At 65.2% G+C, this 20,440-nt stretch carries 19 protein-coding genes; 16 read left to right on the top strand and 3 right to left on the bottom strand.

The annotated features are described in order from the left end of the window. Both rsgA and GPT33_RS04995 read right to left on the bottom strand, forming a co-directional pair. Positions 1-693 (bottom strand): ribosome small subunit-dependent GTPase A (rsgA, locus tag GPT33_RS05000; RefSeq protein ID WP_296806221.1); only part of this gene is annotated, 693 nt, incomplete at its 3' end. 4 nt (positions 694-697) lie between these two features. Beyond that, entirely contained in the window at positions 698-991 is a 294-nt protein-coding gene (locus GPT33_RS04995) for a cytochrome c (RefSeq protein ID WP_296806220.1), read from the bottom strand. Positions 992-1,197: 206 nt separating this feature from the next. On the opposite strand from GPT33_RS04995, the gene orn reads away from it, so the two are divergent. Then, positions 1,198-1,746, top strand: a complete 549-nt coding sequence (gene orn / locus GPT33_RS04990; protein ID WP_296806219.1) for an oligoribonuclease — start codon at positions 1,198-1,200, stop codon at positions 1,744-1,746. An 80-nt stretch (positions 1,747-1,826) separates the two neighbouring features. Here orn and queG read toward each other — a convergent pair whose 3' ends face one another. Further along, positions 1,827-2,873, bottom strand: a complete 1,047-nt coding sequence (gene queG / locus GPT33_RS04985) for a tRNA epoxyqueuosine(34) reductase QueG (RefSeq protein WP_296806218.1) — start codon at positions 2,871-2,873, stop codon at positions 1,827-1,829. A 251-nt stretch (positions 2,874-3,124) separates the two neighbouring features. Between queG and GPT33_RS04980 the strand changes: the two genes are divergently transcribed. The 15 genes from GPT33_RS04980 to GPT33_RS04910 all read left to right on the top strand — a co-directional run. Further along, the gene (locus GPT33_RS04980; protein ID WP_296806217.1) at positions 3,125-4,636 is read left to right on the top strand and encodes an NAD(P)H-hydrate dehydratase; all 1,512 of its coding nucleotides are present in this window, start codon (positions 3,125-3,127) and stop codon (positions 4,634-4,636) included. Then, entirely contained in the window at positions 4,633-5,145 is a 513-nt protein-coding gene (gene tsaE, locus GPT33_RS04975; protein WP_296806216.1) for a tRNA (adenosine(37)-N6)-threonylcarbamoyltransferase complex ATPase subunit type 1 TsaE, read from the top strand. Before GPT33_RS04980 ends, tsaE begins: the two co-directional genes overlap by 4 nt. 82 nt (positions 5,146-5,227) lie before the next feature. Further along, on the top strand, positions 5,228-6,595 hold the full coding sequence (locus tag GPT33_RS04970; protein WP_363929034.1) for an N-acetylmuramoyl-L-alanine amidase: 1,368 nt from the start codon (positions 5,228-5,230) through the stop codon (positions 6,593-6,595). A gap of 387 nt (positions 6,596-6,982) precedes the next feature. After that, on the top strand, positions 6,983-8,824 hold the full coding sequence (mutL, locus tag GPT33_RS04965) for a DNA mismatch repair endonuclease MutL (RefSeq protein WP_296806214.1): 1,842 nt from the start codon (positions 6,983-6,985) through the stop codon (positions 8,822-8,824). A 93-nt stretch (positions 8,825-8,917) separates the two neighbouring features. Further along, positions 8,918-9,841 carry a tRNA (adenosine(37)-N6)-dimethylallyltransferase MiaA gene (miaA, locus tag GPT33_RS04960; protein WP_296806222.1) on the top strand — a complete coding sequence of 308 codons (924 nt, stop codon included), beginning with the start codon at positions 8,918-8,920 and terminating at the stop codon, positions 9,839-9,841. Between the two features lie 472 nt (positions 9,842-10,313). Further along, complete coding sequence (gene hfq / locus GPT33_RS04955) at positions 10,314-10,565, top strand: RNA chaperone Hfq (protein ID WP_007194652.1); 252 nt, start codon at positions 10,314-10,316, stop codon at positions 10,563-10,565. A gap of 59 nt (positions 10,566-10,624) precedes the next feature. Beyond that, a complete protein-coding gene (gene hflX, locus GPT33_RS04950; protein ID WP_296806213.1) occupies positions 10,625-11,911 on the top strand; it encodes a ribosome rescue GTPase HflX in 1,287 nt (428 codons plus the stop codon). A 301-nt stretch (positions 11,912-12,212) separates the two neighbouring features. Next, complete coding sequence (hflK, locus tag GPT33_RS04945; RefSeq protein ID WP_296806212.1) at positions 12,213-13,385, top strand: FtsH protease activity modulator HflK; 1,173 nt, start codon at positions 12,213-12,215, stop codon at positions 13,383-13,385. Further along, a complete protein-coding gene (hflC, locus tag GPT33_RS04940; RefSeq protein WP_296806211.1) occupies positions 13,382-14,251 on the top strand; it encodes a protease modulator HflC in 870 nt (289 codons plus the stop codon). The genes hflK and hflC overlap by 4 nt, the downstream gene beginning before the upstream one ends. A gap of 252 nt (positions 14,252-14,503) precedes the next feature. Next, entirely contained in the window at positions 14,504-14,707 is a 204-nt protein-coding gene (locus GPT33_RS04935; protein WP_296806210.1) for a DUF2065 domain-containing protein, read from the top strand. 57 nt (positions 14,708-14,764) lie between these two features. Next, a complete protein-coding gene (locus GPT33_RS04930) occupies positions 14,765-15,949 on the top strand; it encodes an ATP phosphoribosyltransferase regulatory subunit (RefSeq protein ID WP_296806209.1) in 1,185 nt (394 codons plus the stop codon). Between the two features lie 10 nt (positions 15,950-15,959). Next, a complete protein-coding gene (locus GPT33_RS04925; protein ID WP_296806208.1) occupies positions 15,960-17,255 on the top strand; it encodes an adenylosuccinate synthase in 1,296 nt (431 codons plus the stop codon). A 15-nt stretch (positions 17,256-17,270) separates the two neighbouring features. Continuing rightward, a complete protein-coding gene (locus GPT33_RS04920; RefSeq protein WP_296806207.1) occupies positions 17,271-17,537 on the top strand; it encodes an OadG family protein in 267 nt (88 codons plus the stop codon). 169 nt (positions 17,538-17,706) lie between these two features. Beyond that, the gene (gene oadA, locus GPT33_RS04915; protein WP_296806206.1) at positions 17,707-19,494 is read left to right on the top strand and encodes a sodium-extruding oxaloacetate decarboxylase subunit alpha; all 1,788 of its coding nucleotides are present in this window, start codon (positions 17,707-17,709) and stop codon (positions 19,492-19,494) included. 5 nt (positions 19,495-19,499) lie between these two features. Continuing rightward, on the top strand, positions 19,500-20,440 hold a 941-nt coding region (locus tag GPT33_RS04910), incomplete at its 3' end, for a sodium ion-translocating decarboxylase subunit beta (RefSeq protein ID WP_296806205.1).

Below are 20,440 nucleotides of genomic sequence, written 5' to 3'. Positions count from 1 at the left end.
CTGGATCTCGTGATCCGGCAGCAGTACCTTGACCAAGGATGATTTTCCGACCCCGGATTGGCCCACCAGGATGCTCGTTTGCCCGCCGAGATGACGGATCAAGTCGACCAGGGTCTCCGGCTCGCGCAGGCTGGTCCAGAGAAGTGAATAGCCGATGGCCGCGTAATAGGCGAAGCGTTCCTGAAACGCCGCACGGTCGTCGCCGTCGAGTAGGTCCATCTTGTTGGCTACGATGACGGCCTCCACCCCCATGGTCTCCGCGGCGACCAGATACTGATCGATCAGATAGTCGCTTGGCTCGGGTCGCGGCGCGATCAGGATCACCAGCCTTGTCAGGTTGGCCGCCAAGGGCTTGTCGCGTCCGCCGAAGTCGGGGCGACTCAGCAGGGTTTGCCGCGGCAGGATGGCCGTGACGACACCCTGATTGTCCGCGGTGCGTTGCCAGACCACGCGATCCCCGCAGACCGGATGACCGATATTCTGACGCGACAGACAATGGGTGATGTCGCCGTCGGCGTCCTCGATCGCCAGATTGGCCCCGTGGCGGACGACCACTCGGCCCTCCACAGGCAACGGCTCGCCTTCGATCTCGGATAAGGCGTTGTCGACACGCGAGGCGAGGCGCTGGCGGCGGCGGTCCTGGATGGTTTGGATCCGCTCGATCTGGCGTCCGGACAGCCGCCGTTTCGTCACAGGCTCAACGCTCGAAACTGTAGAAGTGATGATTCAAATAGCTCGCCACGTCCTTGATGTCTTCATCGAACCAACGCAGCCCGAGCGCGGTCTCGCAGCGTTGTACCTGCCGCTCGAGTCCGTCGAGCGAGGTGACCATGCGTCCCTCGCGCGTGTAGATCTCGCTGCCGTGGCAGCTGAGACAGTTCTCTTCGTAGAGCTCCTCGGCGTTCTCGGTCGGTTGTGCCTGAGCCGTGACCGACCCGAGGCCGAGAAGCACGGCTGTGCCCGCGCCGAGGACAATGGACTGGATCTTCATGGATGAGACTCCGAAGGATTGTTGGAAACGACAGGGCGATCTCGGCCGTCTGTGGAATTCTGCTCGATTCCGGCAATGTCTCGCCGGATAGAGGCAAGGGTCGCCAGCCGACGGGAACGCCGCTACCCTAGTCGATCATGGTGTCGACCGCCTGGTAAGACCAGGTGGCCGGCTCGCCCGTTTGCGGACTGCAGGAGAGCAGGCATTTGACCAAGAACGAAAATAATCTCATCTGGCTCGATCTCGAGATGACGGGGCTCGACCCCGCGACCGATCGTATCCTCGAGATCGCCACCATGATCACCGACAGCGATCTTCGCATCCTGGCCGAGGGGCCCGTCGTTGCGATCCATCAGCCCGAGGACGTACTTGCCGGCATGGACGAGTGGAATCGCGACCATCACGGCCGCTCCGGCCTGCTCGATCGGGTGCGCGCGAGCACGCGCAGCGTGACCGATGCCGAATTGACGACCCTGCGCTTCCTCGCCGATTTTGTCCCGCCCGGCGCCTCGCCCTTGTGCGGAAACAGCATCTGTCAGGACCGACGCTTCCTCGCGCTCTGGATGCCGAAGCTCGAGGCCTATTGCCACTATCGCAATCTGGACGTCAGCACGCTGAAGATCCTCGCGCAACGCTGGGCGCCCGACGTGGCGAGCGCCTTCAAGAAAGAGTCGCGACACCTGGCCCTGGACGACATCCGCGAGTCCATCGACGAGCTCAAGCATTATCGCACGCATCTTTTACGGGCGGTTTAAACCGCGCTCGGTGCCGTATGCGTCATGTGTTGGAGTGGCTTAGCCACGTCAGCTCCGATGACTGTCGGAGCTGGCGCGGTTTAACCGATCCGCCCGAGCGCCCAGCCGACATGCTCCCGAATCAGGGCGTCGGGATGGTCCGCACGCGCGTTCAGGGCCTGTTTGATCTCGGGAGAGGCGGGCGCGTTGCCGAGCGCGACGGCGATATTTCGCAGCCAGCGGATGTGGCCGATACGACGGATCGCGGAGCCTTGCGTTCGGTCGAGAAAGGTCGGCTCGTCCCAACCGAAGACCTCGACCAGCGAGGCCGTATCCAGTGCATGGCGAGCCTGAAAATCGGGTTCGGCGGCGAGCCGCGCGAAGCGATTCCAGGGGCAGACCAGTTGGCAGTCGTCGCAGCCGTAGATGCGGTTGCCGATCAGCGGGCGCAACGGCTCCGGGATGCTGCCGGCGTGCTCGATCGTCAGGTAGGAGATGCACAGGCGTGCATCCAGCCTGTAGGGCGCGACGATCGCGCGGGTGGGGCAGACCTCGATGCAGGCGCGACAGCGGCCGCAATGATCGGCAATCGGGGTGTCGATCGGCAACGCAAGGTCGGTGTAGATCTCGCCGAGAAAGAACCATGAGCCGGCCTTGGGGTGGATGAGGTTGGTGTGTTTGCCGATCCAGCCGAGCCCGGCCTTCTCGGCCAGCGGTTTCTCGAGCACCGGCGCGGAGTCGACGAAGACCCGGTAGCCGAAGGGGCCGATTTCGGCGAGGATATGCTCGGCGAGGCGCTGCAACCGCGCTCTGAGCACCTTGTGATAGTCGCGACCCAGCGCGTAGCGCGAGATGAAGGCGCGCGGCGGATCATCGAGCGCGGCCTGCATCGCCCGGTGCGACTCGGGCAGATAGTCCATCCGCACCGAGATCACGCGTACCGTGCCGGGCACCAGATCGGCCGGGCGTGAGCGTTTCAGCCCATGGCGGGCCATGTAGTCCATGGTGCCGTGGCGGCCCTCGGCGAGCCAGCTCAGCAGACGTGATTCGGCCGAGGCCAGATCGGTGTCGGTGATCCCGACCTGCTGGAAGCCGAGCTCCAGACCCCGGCGCTTGATGCGGGTAACGAGCTCTGCAGGCGGTATCATTCGGCGTCGTCATGCCTCGGCGATTGCGGATTCTCGAAGGATAGACCGCATCCGAAGCCGACTCGAACGCTTTGTTCGGGGACAGCGCCATCGACTCAACCCATCGCGCACATCGGGATCAATGACTTCCGAGCACCTCACGACACGATGCTTCATCGACGCGATCCGCCTTCGGGGCAGTATGCCTAGCGTCGCTCGCGATCGATTCCGCGCGGGAGCTTCCCATGTCATCCGCGCCGCGGAGTAATCCGATGCCCGACAGCGATCGCCTGCCGCATGCGCTCTATCGCGCCGAGCAGGTGCGCAACCTCGACCGCTGCGCGATCGAGCAGTACGGCATCCCGGGCATCGAGCTGATGAACCGGGCCGGGGAGGTCGCCTATCGGATCCTGCGCGAACGCTGGCCGGATGCGCGCGATCTCACGGTGCTCGTCGGTATCGGCAACAACGGCGGGGACGGCTACGTGATCGCGCGCTTGGCACGGGCCGATGGTCTGGCCGTGCGCCTGCTTCAGCTTGGGGATTCGCAGCGCGTGACGGGCGATGCGGCCATCAGTCGCGACGCCTGGCGCGACGCGGGTGGGACGATCGAGCCTTATCAGGGACTGCCGCGGCGTTCGGATGTCCTGGTCGATGCCGTTCTCGGGACGGGGCTGGAACGACCTGTCGTGGGGCTGTGGGCGGAGGCGATTCAGGCACTCGACCGCCAGCGCGCGCCGGTGCTCGCCGTCGATATTCCGTCGGGTCTGCATTCCGATACCGGACAGGTCATGGGCCTGGCGGTCCGTGCGGACGCCACCGTCAGCTTCATCGGCCTCAAACAAGGTCTCTTCATCGGGGCAGGACCCGAGTACTGCGGCGAGATCCGTTTCAGTGCGCTCTCGATCCCCGCCCGGGTCTATTCCGGCGAGGTGGCCTCGGCGCGGCGCATCGACTGGGATCAGCAGTCGGTGCGCTTCGCTCGACGTCCCCGCACCGCCCACAAAGGGAACTTCGGACACTTGCTGGTGATCGGCGGCGCACCTGGCCTGTCCGGTGCCGTGCGTCTCGCCGGCGAGGCCGCACTGCGGGCCGGTGCCGGATTGGTCACGATCGCCACGCATCCGGCACATGCCGCTTGGCTGAATCTTTCGCGTCCCGAGCTGATGGTATCTGCGGTCGAGACCTCGGCGGATTTGACTCGCCTGATCGCGCGGGCCGATGTCGTCGCCGTCGGCCCCGGGTTGGGTCGCGAGGCGTGGGGCCGCGATCTCTGGGAGTCTGTGCTTGGCCTGGACATGCCGATGGTTGTCGATGCCGACGCACTGAACTTCCTCGCCGAGGCACCCCGTTTGGGGCCGGATTGGGTGCTGACGCCGCATCCGGGGGAGGCGGCACGCCTGCTCGGGACCGACATCGCCGCGATCGAGCAGGATCGTCCGGCCGCCGTGCACGCGTTGCAGGGTCGCTACGGCGGTGTCGTCGTCCTGAAGGGCGCCGGGACGCTGATCGGGAGCGATCCTTTGCGCCCGCTTGCGGTCTGCAGCGACGGCAACCCCGGGATGGCGACTGCTGGCTCCGGGGATGTCCTGACCGGGGTCATCGGCGCCTTGCGCGCTCAGGGTCTCGACGCGGAGGAGGCCGCCTGCGCCGGTGTGTGTCTGCACGCCGCGGCGGGCGATCGGGCCGCACGCACGGGCGAGCGCGGGCTCATCGCGGGCGATATCATCGACGCCCTTCGTCCGGTGGCCAATCGCGTGCCCGCAGTGCAGGAGGAATCATGATCGAGCATAGGCTGCCCGATCCCGAGGCGCAGCTCGCCTTCGGGGCGCGGCTTGCGGCGCTCTTGCCGCCGCGTCTGATCGTCTATCTCGAGGGCGACCTCGGGACCGGTAAAACGACCCTGACCCGCGGTGTTCTCGCGGGGCTCGGTCATCGCGGTGCCGCGCGCAGCCCGACCTATACCCTGCTCGAGCCTTACGAGCTGGCGGAGAGACGCATCAACCATCTGGATCTCTATCGCCTCGGGGATCCACAGGAGCTCGAGTATCTGGGCCTGCGCGACCTGCTCGCCGAGGATGCCGTCTGGATGGTGGAATGGCCCGAGCGAGGTCTCGGTATGCTGCCGCTGCCCGACTTGGTGATCGCGATCGAGTACGCCGCGAACGGCCGGCGTCTGCGTCTGTCGGCCCGGACAGCGGCGGGCGAGTCCGTGCTGGAGGCGCTGGCCGGGCTTGGCTCCGGGGACTCGGCGCGTTCTGCATCGCCTGAGAAGTCGGATGTAATGCAATGATGCAACGTAGAAAGCCGTTTATCGGCATGCTATCTTTCAACGCACGATCGATCGAATCGGGAGCAACCGGAAGGCCGTGCTCGTGAATAGGCAGATCTCGCCGCTTCTTCTTTTCATGCTGCTCGCTGTTTCGGTGCAGTGCGTCTGCGCAGAGCAGGCGTCGGTCCAGGGTACGCGGGTCTGGACCGATCCGGAAAAGACCCGGTTGGTCTTCGAGACCTCCTCGGCGATCACACACCGGATCTTTCCGCTGGACGAGCCCGATCGTCTCGTCATCGACCTCGACGACGCAACCATGCAGAGCAACCTGCCGAAGGTCGACCTCGGCGACCCCGTCTTGGTCGGCCTGCGCGGCGGGGTGCGCGGCGGATCGCACCTGCGCATCGTCCTGGATCTCAAGCAGCCGGTGCGCGCGAAGAGCTTCGCGCTGAGCCCGAACGAGCGCTACGGACATCGGCTGATCATCGATCTGACACCGAAGGACGGTTCGAGCGTCCGGCGTGTCGCGCTTCCATCGTTCCCGAATTCGGGCGTTCGCAACGGGGGGGGGCGTCCCGGTCGCGGTCCGGCGGTTATCGTCGCCATCGACGCCGGGCACGGCGGCGAGGATCCGGGGGCCATCGGTACCGCAGGAACCTTGGAGAAGGACGTTACACTCGCGATCGCGCGCGAGCTCGCCAAACTCATCGACCGCGAGCCGGGTCTCGATGCGCTGATGATCAGAGACGGCGATTACTATGTCGGACTCCGGGAACGCATCGCGATCGCGCGCGAGGGTCGAGCCGATCTCTTCGTCTCGATCCACGCCGATGCCTTCTCCAACGCGAAAGCCAAAGGCTCCTCGGTCTACACCTTGTCCTACGGCGGGGCCAGCAGCGAGGCCGCGAAATGGTTGGCAAGTCGCGAGAACAGCGCGGATCTGATCGGCGGTGTCGATCTCTCGACCAACGACGACCTTTTGGCAACTGTGCTGATGGACATGACGCAGAACGCCACCATCGAACACAGTACCGAAGCTGCGACCATGGTCCTCGCCAATCTCGGTCGGCTGGGCGCGGTCCATCGCGGCGATGTGCAGCGTGGGGGGTTTGCCGTCCTCAAAGCGCCGGACGTGCCCTCGATCTTGGTCGAGACCGCGTTCATCAGCAACCCGGAAGAAGAGAAGCGGCTGCGCGACCGAGGCCATCAGCGCGAGCTCGCAGAGGCGATCCTCGCCGGTGTACTGGGATACTTCCGCAAGTACCCGCCTCACGGGATGCTCGTCGACGCCTCCCCGCAGGGCGGCGGCGGAGGCGGGGGCGCGCGCGAATACGTCATCGGTCCGGGCGATACCCTCTCCGGGATCGCCAAGCAGCACAGCGTGAGCATCTCGGCCCTGCGAGCCCGCAACGGCCTGAACGACGATATGATCCGGGTCGGACAGGTGTTGGCGATTCCGGAAGACTCGTGAGGCGCGTTGCGCCGAGCCTCCTGCCTCCAGCTATCAGCCGTTGTGCTGACGACAGGAGGCACAACCTGCGCCTGATGGCTGATAGCAGATGGCAAGCGGCTGCCGCCCACGGTTCGTTGTGCCTCGCACGGTTCGGCACGGCCTGCTTGATTTCCACACAATGATATCTACGCTTGTTCATGGGGACACCTCCAACGCTCTCGGGTCATACCGACAAGTCAAGCACCTGCCGGCCGAGCTATGAGGGTCCCCGGTCCCCTTTACCTTTTTTAGAACTGACTACGGCGAACAGCTGACAGCTGATAGCTGGAGGCGAAGCAGGAGGCCGGAAGCTGGAGGCAGGCGGCTCCCCTTGCCCGCGCTCCCCGCTTCTGTTCCCATCCGCGCATGTCCAAGCCGATCCGCATCCTCTCCAGTCATCTCGTCAATCAGATCGCCGCAGGCGAGGTCGTCGAGCGCCCGGCCTCGGTCGCCAAGGAGTTGATCGAGAACAGTCTCGATGCCGGGTGCACGCGCGTGGAGATCGACGTGGAGCGCGGCGGCATCAAGCGGCTGCGCGTGCGCGACGACGGGCGCGGCATCCCGCCGGATGAGTTGGTGTTGGCGCTTTCGCGTCATGCCACCAGCAAGGTCGCCGATTTGAGCGATCTGGAGGCGGTCTCGACCCTGGGGTTCCGCGGCGAGGCGTTGCCGAGCATCGCCTCGGTGAGCCGGCTTCGTCTGATCTCGCGCAGCCGCGACGAGCCGACGGCCCTCGAGGTCACGGTCGGCAGCGACGGGGCCTTGGAAGAGCCGCGTCCGGCAGCGCATCCGCCGGGGACCAGCGTGGATGTCCAGGATCTCTTCTACAACACCCCGGCACGGCGGAAGTTTCTGCGCACCGAAAAGACCGAGTTCGGTCATCTGGAGCAGGTGGTGCGGCGCATCGCCTTGGCGCGGCCGGACATCGCCTTCCAGTTGCGTCACAACGGCAAAACGCTCTACGACCTGCCGGCCGCAGCCGACGCTGCGGGGCAGCGCGCCCGTCTCGAGACCTTGCTCGGAAGCGCCTTCGCCGATCAGGCGTTGACCCTGGACGAGGAGGCCGTGGATCTGCGCCTGCGGGGGTGGGTGGTGCGTCCGGCGTTCTCCCGCAGTCAGGCCGATCAGCAGTTCTTCTACGTCAACGGTCGCATGGTGCGCGACAAGCTGGTGAGCCACGCGGTGCGCCAGGCCTTCAGCGATCTGCTCCATCACGGGCGGCATCCCGCCTATCTGTTGTTCATGGAGCTGCCCGCGCGAACGGTCGACTGCAATGTCCATCCGTCCAAGCACGAGGTGCGTTTCCGGGAAGGTCGGCAGGTCCACGACTTCATCTTTCGGGTGCTTCAGCGGCGCCTCTCGGCCGGAGTGCTCGGCGAGCCGCAGCCAGCGGCGGACAACGCGAGCGCGCTCGTGCCGGGCTGGGTACCGCGTGCCGGGGACGAGCCGGTGGCCCGTCTCGGGGGCGCTCCGGGACCCACGCTGCATCTGCCGCTGGGCGTCGGCGATGGGCGCGGCGGTTACGCCGAGCGTCTGCGTGCCGATCTGGCGTTTCAGCAACCACCGCCCGCGGGGGCCGCTATCGACGGCGCGGCGGACGGCGCCAATCCCGATGACGGCGAGGCACACCCGCTCGGTTACGCCCTCGCACAGATCAACGGGGTCTATCTCTTGGCCCAAACCCCCGACGGCCTGATCATCGTCGATATCCATGCAGCCCACGAGCGGATCGGCTACGAGCGGCTGAAGACGAGCTGGCGCTCCGGCGCGGTGATTCGCCAGCCGCTGCTGGTCCCGGTGCCCGTCTCGGTGGCCCCGCGCGAGGCGGAGCTGATGGCATCCCGGGCCGATGACCTGGCCGCACTGGGCCTAGTGATCGACCGCATCGATGCCGGCACCTTGGTGGTGCGGGAGGTCCCGGCGCTGCTGCGACAGGCCGATCACGAAGGCTTGGTGCGCGATCTCCTCTCGGATCTCGCGGTCCACGGCAGCAGCGCCCGGCTCGACGAGGCCGTCAACGCGGTTCTCTCCACCATGGCCTGCCACGGCGCCGTGCGGGCCAATCGACGCCTGACCCTGGAGGAGATGAACGGATTGCTCCGCGACATGGAGCGAGCCGAACGGATCGACCAATGCAATCACGGCCGTCCGACCTGGATTCGGGTGGGTTACGACGAGCTCGATCGCTGGTTCTCGCGCGGGCGCTGAGCTCGGGATACCCAATTGGCGGATTCACCGGTAGGACCCGCACCCGCGCTATCGAGCGACGCGTCCGGGCACCGTCCCCTCGCCATCCTGCTCATGGGGCCGACCGCGTCCGGCAAGACAGACTTGGCGGTCGAGCTGGTGCAACGGCTGCCGTGCGAGATCGTCAGCGTCGATTCGGCGATGGTGTATCGCGGCATGGACATCGGCACGGCCAAGCCGACACCCGATGTGCTGGCCCGTGCGCCGCATCGCCTGATCGATATCCTGGAGCCCACCGAGGCCTACTCGACCGCGCGCTTCCGTGAGGATGCACTCGCGGCGATGGAGCAGATCAGCGCGCAGGGCCGGATTCCGCTTCTGGTCGGCGGCACCATGCTCTATTTCAAGGCGCTGCAACAAGGGCTGGCCCGACTGCCGAGCGCAGATCCGATGCTCCGCCAAGCCTTGTCCGACGAGGCGGCCGTCGTCGGCTGGCGTGCGATGCACGCGCGACTGAACCGAGTGGACCCGCAGGCGGCGGCTCGGATCCACCCCAACGATCCGCAGCGTATTCAGCGCGCGTTGGAGATTCATGCCCTGACGGGCCGGTCGATGAGCGCGCTGATCGCGTCGGCCGCCGAGAGCGCCGAGCTGCCGTATCGTCTCCTTAAACTGGTGCGTGCCCCGGCGGATCGCGACGTGCTGCGCGAGCGCATCGCACGGCGCTTCCGCACGATGTTGGAGCAGGGCTTGGTGGAGGAGGTCGCGCGTCTGCGTGCGCGCGGCGATCTCACCGCGGATCTGCCGTCGATGCGCTCGGTCGGGTATCGCCAGGTCTGGAGCTATCTCGACGGCGCGCTCGATGCCGAGGAGATGTGTCTGAAAGGCATCGTCGCCTCCAGGCAACTCGCCAAGCGTCAGCTCACCTGGCTGCGTGCCGAGACGGCGACACATTGGCTCGCCGACGGGCCGGATCCGCTCGAGGCGGCGCTGCGTCTGATCGGGGTGGCCCGGTCGACGGTGCTGCACCCGCGCTGAGGCGCAATGCGGCCGAGTCCTTTCGGTGGGAACGTAGTGAACGCGCGGCACGTTCCGCTGTCTTCTTGCCCGGCGATCCGGATCAGGCCCGTGATGTGTGGCACTCTATTTGCTAGATGGTGCCTCTAGCGAAGCCCGTGTGTTGCGGCGACCACACCGATCCGCTTTGTTGTTTCGGCACCGATCGGGCGGGTGCCTTGGGCTATGGCCAAAGCGCCGCGTTTCGACGACACTAAACCGCGCCAACTCCAACAGTCGTCGGAGCTGGCACGGCCAAACCAGTCCAACACATGACGCATACCGCACCGGGCGCGGTTTAAACGAGGCTTTTTCGGCGGGTATGCCTGTCCCGGCTGCCGTCCCGCCTGCTCCACCCCCGGCTTGATTGGCAGCGATCACAGCCAGAACTTTTTGCCGGGCAACACTTGTCGACCACAATCATCGGGCGACCACAACAATAAGGAGTCACTCCATGTCTAAAGGCCAAAGCCTCCAAGACCCTTTTCTGAACGCCCTGAGGAAGGAACGCGTCCCCGTGTCCATCTTTCTGGTCAACGGGATCAAATTGCAGGGCCAGATCGAATCCTTCGATCAGTTCGTCGTGTTGTTGAAAAACAACGTCAGCCAAATGATTTACAAGCATGCGATATCGACTGTCGTGCCTGCGAGGAACGTCAAGCTCCCACCGGCGGAAGGGGCGCTGCCGGAGCCGGGCAACACATGAGCTGGAGGCAACCGTAATCGCCCCGCGCGCGGACCTTCGTCGTCGCGAAGGAGGTTGCCGTGTTTGAGCGCCCGAGCGCCGGCGAGCGCGCTGTTTTGGTGCACTTGGACATTGGCTCGACCGCCGAGCCCGACGAGCGCGAGGAGTTCCGGCGCTTGGCGGTCGCCGCGGGCGCAGAGGTCGTCGGCACCCTCGGTGGCTCGCGCTCGGCGCCCGACCCGAAGCTCTTTATCGGAACCGGCAAGTGCGACGAGCTGATCGCTCTGGTTGGGGGCACCGGGGCGGAACTGGTGATCTTCAACCATCCTCTTTCGCCCGGCCAGGAGCGCAATCTCGAGCGCCTGGTCAAATGCCGGGTGGTGGATCGCTCGGGCCTGATTCTCGACATCTTCGCGCAGCGTGCGCGCTCCTTCGAGGGCAAGCTGCAGGTCGAGCTCGCGCAGCTCAAGCACATGTCCACGCGGCTCGTGCGCGGATGGACCCACCTCGAGCGCCAGAAGGGTGGTATCGGCCTGCGCGGACCCGGCGAGACCCAGCTCGAAACCGACCGCCGGCTCCTCGCCAAGCGCATGACCGTGCTCGATCGACGCCTGGACCGCATCCAGGTGCAACGCGCCCAAGGGCGCAAGGCACGCGACAAGGCCGAGCTGCCGGTGCTCTCGCTCGTGGGTTACACCAACGCGGGCAAATCCACACTCTTCAACCGCTTGACCGAGGCCGGCGTCTTTCAAGCCGACCAGCTCTTCGCGACCTTGGATCCGACCTTACGCCGTTTATCCCTTCCCGACGGCGGACGCGTGCTCGTCGCCGACACGGTCGGTTTCGTCGGCCGGCTTCCACACGAATTGGTGGCGGCGTTTCGCTCGACGCTCGAAGAGACGCGCAACGCCGCGCTCCTGCTCCATGTGGTGGAGGCATCCGCCCCGCATCGGGCCCGTCTCGCGGCCGACGTGGAGCAGGTGCTCGCCGAGATCGGCAGCGATGAAATCCCGCGTCTGGAGGTCTACAACAAGGTCGATTTGCTCCCCGACGAGTCGCCGCGAATCGAACGAGACGCGGCTGGCTTGCCGAGCCGTGTTTGGCTGTCCGCGCAGACGGGCGCGGGGGTCGATCTGCTGTTGCAGGCGATCTCCGAATGGCTGGGGCGCGATCGGATTCGCTGCTCGCTGGATCTCGAGCCGGGTGAAGGTCGCCTGCGTGCGTGGTTGTTCGAGCATGCGCAGATCATCTCGGACGAGCCCAAGCCGGCGGGGGGGTGGTCGATGGATCTCATCCTCGGGCGATCCGATCGGGAGCGTCTTGCGGCCAAGGGAACGCACTTCTCGAAGGACAAGGAGGGTGTCTGACGCTCGTCCCGACGTGTGCCGCCTGCCGTAGGGTCGCTGACGAGCGCGCCCGTTCGCCATGCGACGTTTGCCCTCGGCGGTTCGGTTCACCTAGAATCAGGGGTCTTGTCGATCGGGTCTCGATCGCATCATCGCTTGATATCGTCGCGCTTCGTCGGCACTCTGAAAGGGAAGATCGGGGGCCGAAGTGCCCAGACCGCGTGAAGTCAAATTCGCGCACCATTCTCGCACTCCGCACATCTGCTGCGGGAGCGTCTCTCAACCCAACACTCAACAGTCGAATTCGACAGACGGAGAAGCTATGGCCTGGAACGAGCCAGGTGGCGGTAACAAAGACCCTTGGAGCGGCAAGGGCGGCGGCGATCAGGGTCCTCCCGATCTCGACGAGGTCGTGCGAAAGCTCCAAGAGCGACTCGGTGGTCTGTTCGGCGGCAATAAACCCTCCGGCGGAACCCCCGGCGGCGGTGGCGGCTTCAATCTCCCCGGCGGGGACTTCAGCTCGCGTGCTGTCGGGATCATCGTCGGGATCTTGCTGGTCATCTGGCTGGCAACCGGCATCTACATCGTCGAGCCTGCCGAGCGAGGTGTGGTGACCCGCTTCGGTGCGTACGTGGACACCACCGGCCCGGGTCCTCACTGGCACGTCCCCTGGCCGTTCGAGACGGTGACGAAGGTCAACGTCGACGAGATCTCGACCTTCAGCCACTCCGCCTCGATGCTGACGCAGGACGAGAACATCGTCGATGTCGAGCTCACCGTGCAGTCCCGGATCCAAGATGCTGCCGACTACCTGTTTCAAGTCGCCGACCCGGATCAGACTCTGCGCGACGCAACCGTTACGGTGGTGCGAGTTACCGTCGGCGGAAGCAAGCTCGACTTCGTCATGACGGAAGGTCGCGGCGCAGTAGCGGTCACGATTCAGGAGCGCGTTCAGGCGCTCATGGACCAATACCAGACCGGCTTGTTGGTCACGTCCGTGAACATGCAACCGGCAAAACCGCCCGAGCAGGTCAAGGCCGCGTTCGACGATGCCATCAAGGCACGCGAGGACAAAGAGCGGTTGGAGAATCAGGCCGAAGCCTACGCCAACGAGGTCCTTCCGCAGGCACGCGGCGAGGCGGCCCGAATCATTGCCGACGCTCGCGCCTATCGCGATCAGGTCATCGCCAGATCCGAGGGTGAGACCGCGCGCTTCACGGCGATCCTCACCGAGTATCTGATGGCGCCGGAGGTCACGCGACAGCGCCTCTACCTGGAAACGATGGAGCAGGTCTTGGGTGATAGCAACAAGGTCATCATTGATGTGGAAAACGGCGGCGACAGCCTCCTTTACCTCCCGATCGATCAGCTCATCAAGCAGCGGCCGGACACGGCAGCCCTCGCGAAGCCGGATTCCTCGGCCCCTGCCGTTGCGTCGGAGGCAGCCGATCGTCCGCAGCGCTCGGTCGACCGTGATCGGAGGGTGCGGCAATGAATAAATTGAAAACCTTCTTGCCGCTCGGCTTGGCCGGTCTCGTGATCGCAGTCTATGCCTTTACGTTCGTCGTGCAGCAGTACGAGGTGGCGATCAAGCTGCGACTTGGTCAGATCATCGGCGACGACTATCAACCCGGTCTCCATTTTAAGGTGCCGGTCCTCAACAACATCAAGGTGTTCGATCGACGTATCCAGACGATGGATTCTCGCCCGGAGCGTTTCCTGACGATCGAGAAGAAGGACGTGATCGTCGACTCCTACACCAAATGGCGTATTTCCAACGCCGCGCAGTTTTTCCGTTCGACCGGCGGGAACGTGGCACGAACCTCGCGCCTCTTGTCCGAGCGCGTCAACACGAGCCTTCGCAACGAGTTCGGCAAACGCACGATCCAGGAGGTTGTCTCCGACGATCGTCTTGCTTTGATGGCCTTGTTGACCAAGGAGGTGAACGAGAACGCTCAGGATCTCGGTATCGAGGTCGTCGACGTACGCGTGAAGAAGATCGATTTGCCGCCCGAGGTCAGCGAATCGGTCTACTCGCGGATGCGCGCCGAGCGCGAGCGCGTCGCGCGGGATCTTCGGGCACAGGGCGGTGAGGCGGCAGAGCGTATCCGCGCGGATGCGGATCGCCAGCGAACCGTCATCGTCGCCGAAGCGTTTCGCGAGTCTGAGGAGACGCGAGGCGAGGGCGACGCGCGAGCATCGCAGATCTTCGCGAACGCCTTCAACCAGGATCGCGAGTTCTACGCCTTTTTCCGCAGTTTGAGCGCTTACCGATCGTCACTCGGGCAAGAGCGGGACGTGATGGTTTTGGATCCGGACTCGGACTTCTTCCGATTCTTCCGCGACCCAGCCGGGGAGTAATCCCGGGACCTTCAGGACTTACCGAACGCCTCGGACAACCGAGGCGTTCGCGTCTTCCGCACACGGCGCCGCTGACTTCGCGCGGCAGGTCGCCCTCCATCAGTTCAGTTGCAAGCACCCGCGGCGCCGTGCAGCGGGTCGTCGATTCGAGCCCCTCGCACGTCACAAGCGTTGGACAAACGCGCCGACGTCTGAAAAGATGCCGGCCTTTGGTCGCTGCGCGTACTCATGGCGCACTTGGATCCGCATTGAGTGTCTCGGGGTCACGCCTTGGTGCAAGATGTCTTGGTCGCGGTTGCGCTTGTGTTGGTCATCGAAGGCATTTGGCCTTTTCTGAATCCGGATGGGTTTCGTCGTGTCCTCCTGCTGATGGCTTCCGAGGACAAGCGCGCCCTGCGGATCGCCGGCCTCGCCAGCATGCTCTCGGGCGTGGGCCTGCTTTATCTGGTCAACTGAGGCTCCTCATCCGGCGCGCGCCGATCGAGACTGAAAAGAACCGGGGCTACAGAACGCATGAACGAGGAACGCTGGCTGTTGCCGGCCGGGATCGACGAGGTACTGCCTGCTCAGGCGCGGGTGATGGAGACACTCCGGCGCGAGCTGTTGGATCTCTACGCGAGCTGGGGCTACGAGCTCGTCATCCCGCCTTTCATCGACTATCTCGAATCGCTCCTGACCGGAACCGGTCAGGATCTCGACCTTCAGACCTTCAAGCTGACCGATCAGCTCAGCGGGCGTCTGCTCGGCGTGCGTGCCGACATGACCCCGCAGGTCGCCCGGATCGACGCTCACCATCTCAGACGTGATGCCCCGACTCGGCTGTGTTATCTCGGGACCGTTCTGCATACCCGCAGCGACGGCTTCGCCGGCACGCGCAGCCCCTTGCAGATCGGGGCCGAGATCTACGGGCACTCGGGCATCGAGAGCGATACCGAGATCCTGCGTCTGATCATGCTCACCTTGCGTGCCGCCGGGATTCGGGAGACCTACCTGGATCTGGGACACGTCGGCATCTATCGCGGCCTCGCCCGACAAGCCGGATTGTCGCCGGCCGGGGAGCACGCCCTGTTCGATGCACTGCAGCGCAAGGCCGTTCCCGAGATCGAGAGACTGATCGCGGAGCTCGGCCTCGGCGGCGCTCCGGCGCGTATGCTGTCCGCCTTGGCCGAGCTCAACGGGGCGGATGCGCTCACGCGTGCCGAGACCCTCCTGCGCGAGGCCGATCGTCCGGTGCACGAGGCCGTCGACTACTTGCGCCGGCTTGCCGACGAGCTCGGCCGCTGGCTCCCGGATGTTTCCATCCATTACGATCTGGCGGAGCTGCGCGGTTACCGGTATAAGACGGGGGCGGTTTTCGCCGCCTTCGTCCCCGGCTGGGGGCTGGAGATCGCGCGCGGCGGGCGTTACGACGACATCGGGCGCGTCTTCGGTCGGGCACGCCCCGCCGTCGGCTTCAGTACGGACTTGAAGGAGCTGCTGCGCCAGGGACGACGGTCCGACCCGAGCGACGCGGCGATCTGCGCGCCTTGGTCCACGGCACCGGCACTGCAGGAGGCCGTCGATCGGCTCCGTGCTTCCGGACGACGGGTCGTCCATGTGCTGCCCGGGTTCGATGCGGATCTGCACGATCCGGATTGCCGGCAGGTGCTGGTCGAACGTGACGGGCGTTGGGAACTAGACGATATCCTCGCGGAGTAGATGACTAAAGATGGGCAACAACGTCGTTGTAATCGGCACCCAATGGGGTGATGAAGGCAAAGGTAAGGTTGTAGACCTGCTGACCGACCGGGCAACGGTCGTGGTGCGGTTTCAGGGGGGTCACAATGCCGGGCACACCCTGGTCATCGACGGCGTGAAGACCGTGCTGCATCTGGTCCCGTCCGGCGTGCTGCGCGAGGGCGTGCGCTGCTTGATCGGCAACGGCGTGGTGCTCTCGCCCTCGGCGCTGCAGGAAGAGCTCGCAATGCTCGAAGCCTCCGGCGTACCGGCCCGCGAGCGACTCGGCATCAGCGCGGCCTGCCCGCTGATCCTGCCCTACCATATTGCGCTCGACCAGGCGCGCGAGCTTGCGCGCGGAGTCAAGGCGATCGGGACCACCGGTCGAGGGATCGGCCCGGCCTATGAAGACAAGACAGCGCGTCGCGGCATCCGCCTCGGCGAGCTTCTCGACACCGATCACTTCAAGGAGCGTCTGCGCGAGGTCATGGAGTATCACAACTTCATGCTCGAGCATTACTTCAAGGCCCCCACGCTGTCCTATGACGCGGTCCTCGACGAATACCTCGGTCATGCCGAGGTGCTGAGGCCACTCGTGATGGATGTGCCCGGTTATCTGCACAGCTGCCGTGCCGAGGGCAAAGACGTCCTGTTCGAGGGTGCCCAGGGTGCCCTGCTCGACATCGACCACGGCACCTATCCCTACGTGACCTCGTCCACGACGACGGCCGGCGGGGCAGCAAGCGGCAGCGGTGTCGGGCCGCGCGACCTGGATTATGTCCTCGGGATCGTCAAGGCCTACACCACGCGCGTCGGTGCCGGCCCGTTTCCCACGGAGCTGTTCGACGACGTCGGCGATGTTCTGGGCAAGCGGGGCAACGAGTTCGGTGCGACCACCGGGCGCAAGCGGCGTTGCGGATGGCTCGATATGGTCGCGCTCAAACGATCTCTCGCGATCAACAGCGTCACCGGTATCTGCATCACCAAGCTCGACGTGCTCGACGGGCTCGACACCATCAAGATCTGCACGAGCTACGTCATCGACGGCGTCGAGGTCGATGCCCCTCCGGTCGGGGCCGACGCGCTCGAGCGGTGCGAGCCGCGCTATATCGAGATCCCGGGTTGGTCCGAGTCGACAGTCGGCACGACCTCGTACGAGGCATTGCCCGCCGCGGCGCGCACGTATCTCGAGACCATCGAGCGCTTGGGCGGGGTCCCGATCGACCTCGTCTCCACGGGTCCGGACCGGGTCGAGACCCTGGTCCGTCGTCACCCCTTCGATGTCTGATGCCTGCCTGACGCTATGGATACTGCCGTCGCGGACCTTTTGATCGAGGGCCTTTGGCTGATGGTCATCGGCCTGGGAATCGTCTTTACGTTCCTCATGGCGCTGGTCGGTCTGCTGGTGCTGATGTCGAAGGCGGTGGCTCGCTGGGGTCCCGAGGATGTGCTCCCGGCGACCACGGTCGCGGCTCATGCGGTCGCTCCCGCCCCGCCGGCGGACGCCGAGCGCTTGGTCGCGGTCGTCGGCGCGGCGATCCAGGCGTATCGCCGACGACAGCGCCCTTGAGGCAACGACCGCGCCGGGTCGTGCCATGATCGGATCCCCGCGCCCGCCTCCCGCAACGCGTCGTTTTGTGCTCTATAACCCCGAGGATGACTGACCCCATCGTCCCGCGGGCGGAGATCGGCGCGCGCCCTGCCGATCGAGCATCATTCAACCCGAGATCGAGTTCCGCATGAATCCATCCAACCGACTTGCGATCACCGATGTCGTTCTGCGCGACGCTCACCAGTCGCTGCTCGCGACCCGCCTGCGCATCGAGGACATGCTCCCCATCGCGCCCAAGCTGGACGAGGTCGGCTTTTGGTCGCTCGAGAGCTGGGGCGGGGCGACCTTCGATGCCTGTATCCGCTATCTCGGCGAAGACCCGTGGGAGCGGCTGCGCCTGCTCAAGGCCGCGATGCCCAAAACGCCGCAGCAGATGTTGCTGCGAGGGCAGAATCTGCTCGGCTATCGTCACTATGCCGACGACTTGGTCGAGACCTTCGTGGAGCGCGCCGCCCTCAACGGGATCGACGTCTTCCGCATCTTCGATGCCATGAACGACGTACGCAACCTCGAGACCTCGGTGAAGGCCGCCTTGGCGACAGGCAAGCACGCTCAAGGCACCATGTCCTACACGGTCAGCCCGGTGCACGATCTGGAGTACTGGGTCGACATGGGTCGTCGGCTCGAGGACATGGGTTGCCATTCGATCTGCATCAAGGATATGGCCGGCCTCCTCAAACCTTATGTCGCCGAGACCCTGGTGACGCGTTTGAAGGCGACCTGCAGCGTCCCGATCGCCATGCAGAGCCATGCCACGACCGGCATGAGCACCGGCACCATTCTGAAGGCGGCCGAAGCGGGAATCGATATGGTCGATACCGCCATCTCCTCGATGAGCATGACCTACGGTCATTCGCCGACCGAGTCGGTCGTCGCCATCCTGGAGGATACGGATCGCTCGACCGGATTGAATCTCCTCCTGCTCGAAGAGATCGCCGCCTATTTCCGCGAGGTTCGTAAAAAATACGCCAAGTTCGAAGGGGCGCTCAAGGGCGTGGACTCGCGCATCCTGGTCGCTCAGGTGCCCGGCGGCATGCTCACCAACATGGAGAACCAACTCCGCGAACAGGGGGCCACAGACCGTCTCGACGCGGTCCTGGCCGAGATCCCCAAGGTCCGCGAGGAGCTTGGGTTTATCCCCTTGGTGACGCCGACCTCCCAGATCGTCGGCAGCCAGGCCGTCCTCAACGTCTTGATGGGCGAGCGCTACAAGAGCATCACCAACGAGACCGCGGGTGTCCTCAAGGGCGAGTACGGTGCGACCCCGGCCCCGGTCAACCTCCAGCTCCAGCAGCGCGTGTTGGCCGAAGGCGAGGCGCCTATCACCTGCCGCCCCGCCGACAATCTCACGCCCGAGCTCGACGCACTCACCGCAGAGCTGCAACGCTTGGCCGAGGAGCGCTCCCTGACGCTTGCCTCGGAGGTTGTGGATGATGTCCTGACTTACGCCCTGTTTCCCCAGGTCGGACTCAAGTTCTTGGAAAATCGCGGCAATCCCGGCGTCTTCGAGCCACCACCGTGGGAGGAGCCGGTGCACCCCGGCGTTGTCGAGACCCCGCCGGCAACGACCGAGATCGCTGCCGTCGCCGAGCGCTTTCGGATCGAGGTCGACGGTCACAGCTACCATGTCGTTGTCTCTCCCGAGGGCGTCGTGGAGCAGCTGGCGCCCGTGCCGAGCGCCGCGCTGCCGCCCCCCGCCGCCGGGCGCGGCGTGCCGGCTCCGCTTGCGGGAACGGTGGTCGCAGTCAAGGTCAAGCCCGGTCAGGTCATCGCCTCCGGGGAGCTGATCATGCTGCTCGAGGCCATGAAGATGGAGACCGAGGTCCGTTCGCCCGCCGCCGGGACCGTGCTTACGATCTCGGTGAAGGAGGGCGACAGCCTCCAAGTCGGCCAGACGCTCCTGACCCTGGGCTGATCTTCATGGAGGCGCTTCTCACCCTCTGGCAGTCGACCGGCATCGCCAACGTCACTTGGCGCGAGCTGCTGATGCTCTTGGTCGGCCTCGGCCTGATCTATCTGGCGATCGCCAAACGCTTCGAGCCGCTCCTGCTGTTGCCCATCGGCTTCGGTGCGATTCTCTCGAACATCCCGGTCGCCGGGATGGGCGGGCCGGACGGAATGATCGGGATGATCTATCACGTCGGTGTCGAAACCGGGATCTTTCCCTTGCTGATCTTTCTGGGCGTCGGCGCCCTGACCGATTTCAGCGCCTTGATCGCCAGGCCTTCGACACTGATCCTCGGCGCTGCAGCGCAGTTCGGGATCTTCGCGACGCTGATCGGCGCGCTTGCCCTCAACCTGCTGCCGGGGTTCGACTTCAGTCTGGCGGATGCTGCCGCGATCGGCATCATCGGCGGGGCGGACGGGCCGACCGCCATTTTTTTGGCCTCGCGCCTTGCCCCCGATCTGCTCGGCGCGATCGCGGTCGCCGCCTATTCGTACATGGCGCTGGTGCCGATCATTCAGCCGCCGATCATGCGTGCCTTGACGACCAAGGCAGAGCGCAGTGTCGTCATGGAGCAGCTGCGCCCGGTCTCGCGCCTGGAGCGGATCCTGTTTCCCTTCGCAGTTCTCTTTCTTTGCGCCCTCCTGTTGCCTTCGGCGGCTCCGCTGATCGGAATGCTGACGTTGGGTAATCTCCTGCGCGAAAGCGGGGTGGTGGAGCGCCTCAGTCGTGCGGCTCAAAACGAGATCATCAATGTCGTCACCATCCTGCTCGGGTTGGCGATCGGGTCCAAGCTCTCGGGCGAGCTCTTCCTTACGACGCAGACCTTGGGAATTCTGGTGCTCGGTGCCGTCGCCTTCAGCATCGGCACGGCAGCCGGAGTCATCATGGGCAAGATCATGTGCCGTCTCAGCGG

The sequence above is a fragment of the Thiocapsa sp. genome, assembly GCF_011390875.1.
GTDB lineage: Bacteria > Pseudomonadota > Gammaproteobacteria > Chromatiales > Chromatiaceae > Thiocapsa.
This window is presented reverse-complemented; position numbering and strand designations above follow the sequence as displayed.

Bases quoted from the DNA above. Each gene is read 5' to 3' on its own strand.
- GPT33_RS04995 (WP_296806220.1), bottom strand. From the start codon at position 991: ATGAAGATCCAGTCCATTGTCCTCGGCGCGGGCACAGCCGTGCTTCTC.
- GPT33_RS04980 (WP_296806217.1), top strand. From the start codon at position 3,125: ATGCCCGACAGCGATCGCCTGCCGCATGCGCTCTATCGCGCCGAGCAG.
- mutL (WP_296806214.1), top strand. From the start codon at position 6,983: ATGTCCAAGCCGATCCGCATCCTCTCCAGTCATCTCGTCAATCAGATC.
- GPT33_RS04925 (WP_296806208.1), top strand. From the start codon at position 15,960: ATGGGCAACAACGTCGTTGTAATCGGCACCCAATGGGGTGATGAAGGC.
- tsaE (WP_296806216.1), top strand. From the start codon at position 4,633: ATGATCGAGCATAGGCTGCCCGATCCCGAGGCGCAGCTCGCCTTCGGG.
- hflC (WP_296806211.1), top strand. From the start codon at position 13,382: ATGAATAAATTGAAAACCTTCTTGCCGCTCGGCTTGGCCGGTCTCGTG.
- hfq (WP_007194652.1), top strand. From the start codon at position 10,314: ATGTCTAAAGGCCAAAGCCTCCAAGACCCTTTTCTGAACGCCCTGAGG.
- GPT33_RS04930 (WP_296806209.1), top strand. From the start codon at position 14,765: ATGAACGAGGAACGCTGGCTGTTGCCGGCCGGGATCGACGAGGTACTG.
- hflK (WP_296806212.1), top strand. From the start codon at position 12,213: ATGGCCTGGAACGAGCCAGGTGGCGGTAACAAAGACCCTTGGAGCGGC.
- queG (WP_296806218.1), bottom strand. From the start codon at position 2,873: ATGATACCGCCTGCAGAGCTCGTTACCCGCATCAAGCGCCGGGGTCTG.
- miaA (WP_296806222.1), top strand. From the start codon at position 8,918: ATGGGGCCGACCGCGTCCGGCAAGACAGACTTGGCGGTCGAGCTGGTG.
- GPT33_RS04920 (WP_296806207.1), top strand. From the start codon at position 17,271: ATGGATACTGCCGTCGCGGACCTTTTGATCGAGGGCCTTTGGCTGATG.
- oadA (WP_296806206.1), top strand. From the start codon at position 17,707: ATGAATCCATCCAACCGACTTGCGATCACCGATGTCGTTCTGCGCGAC.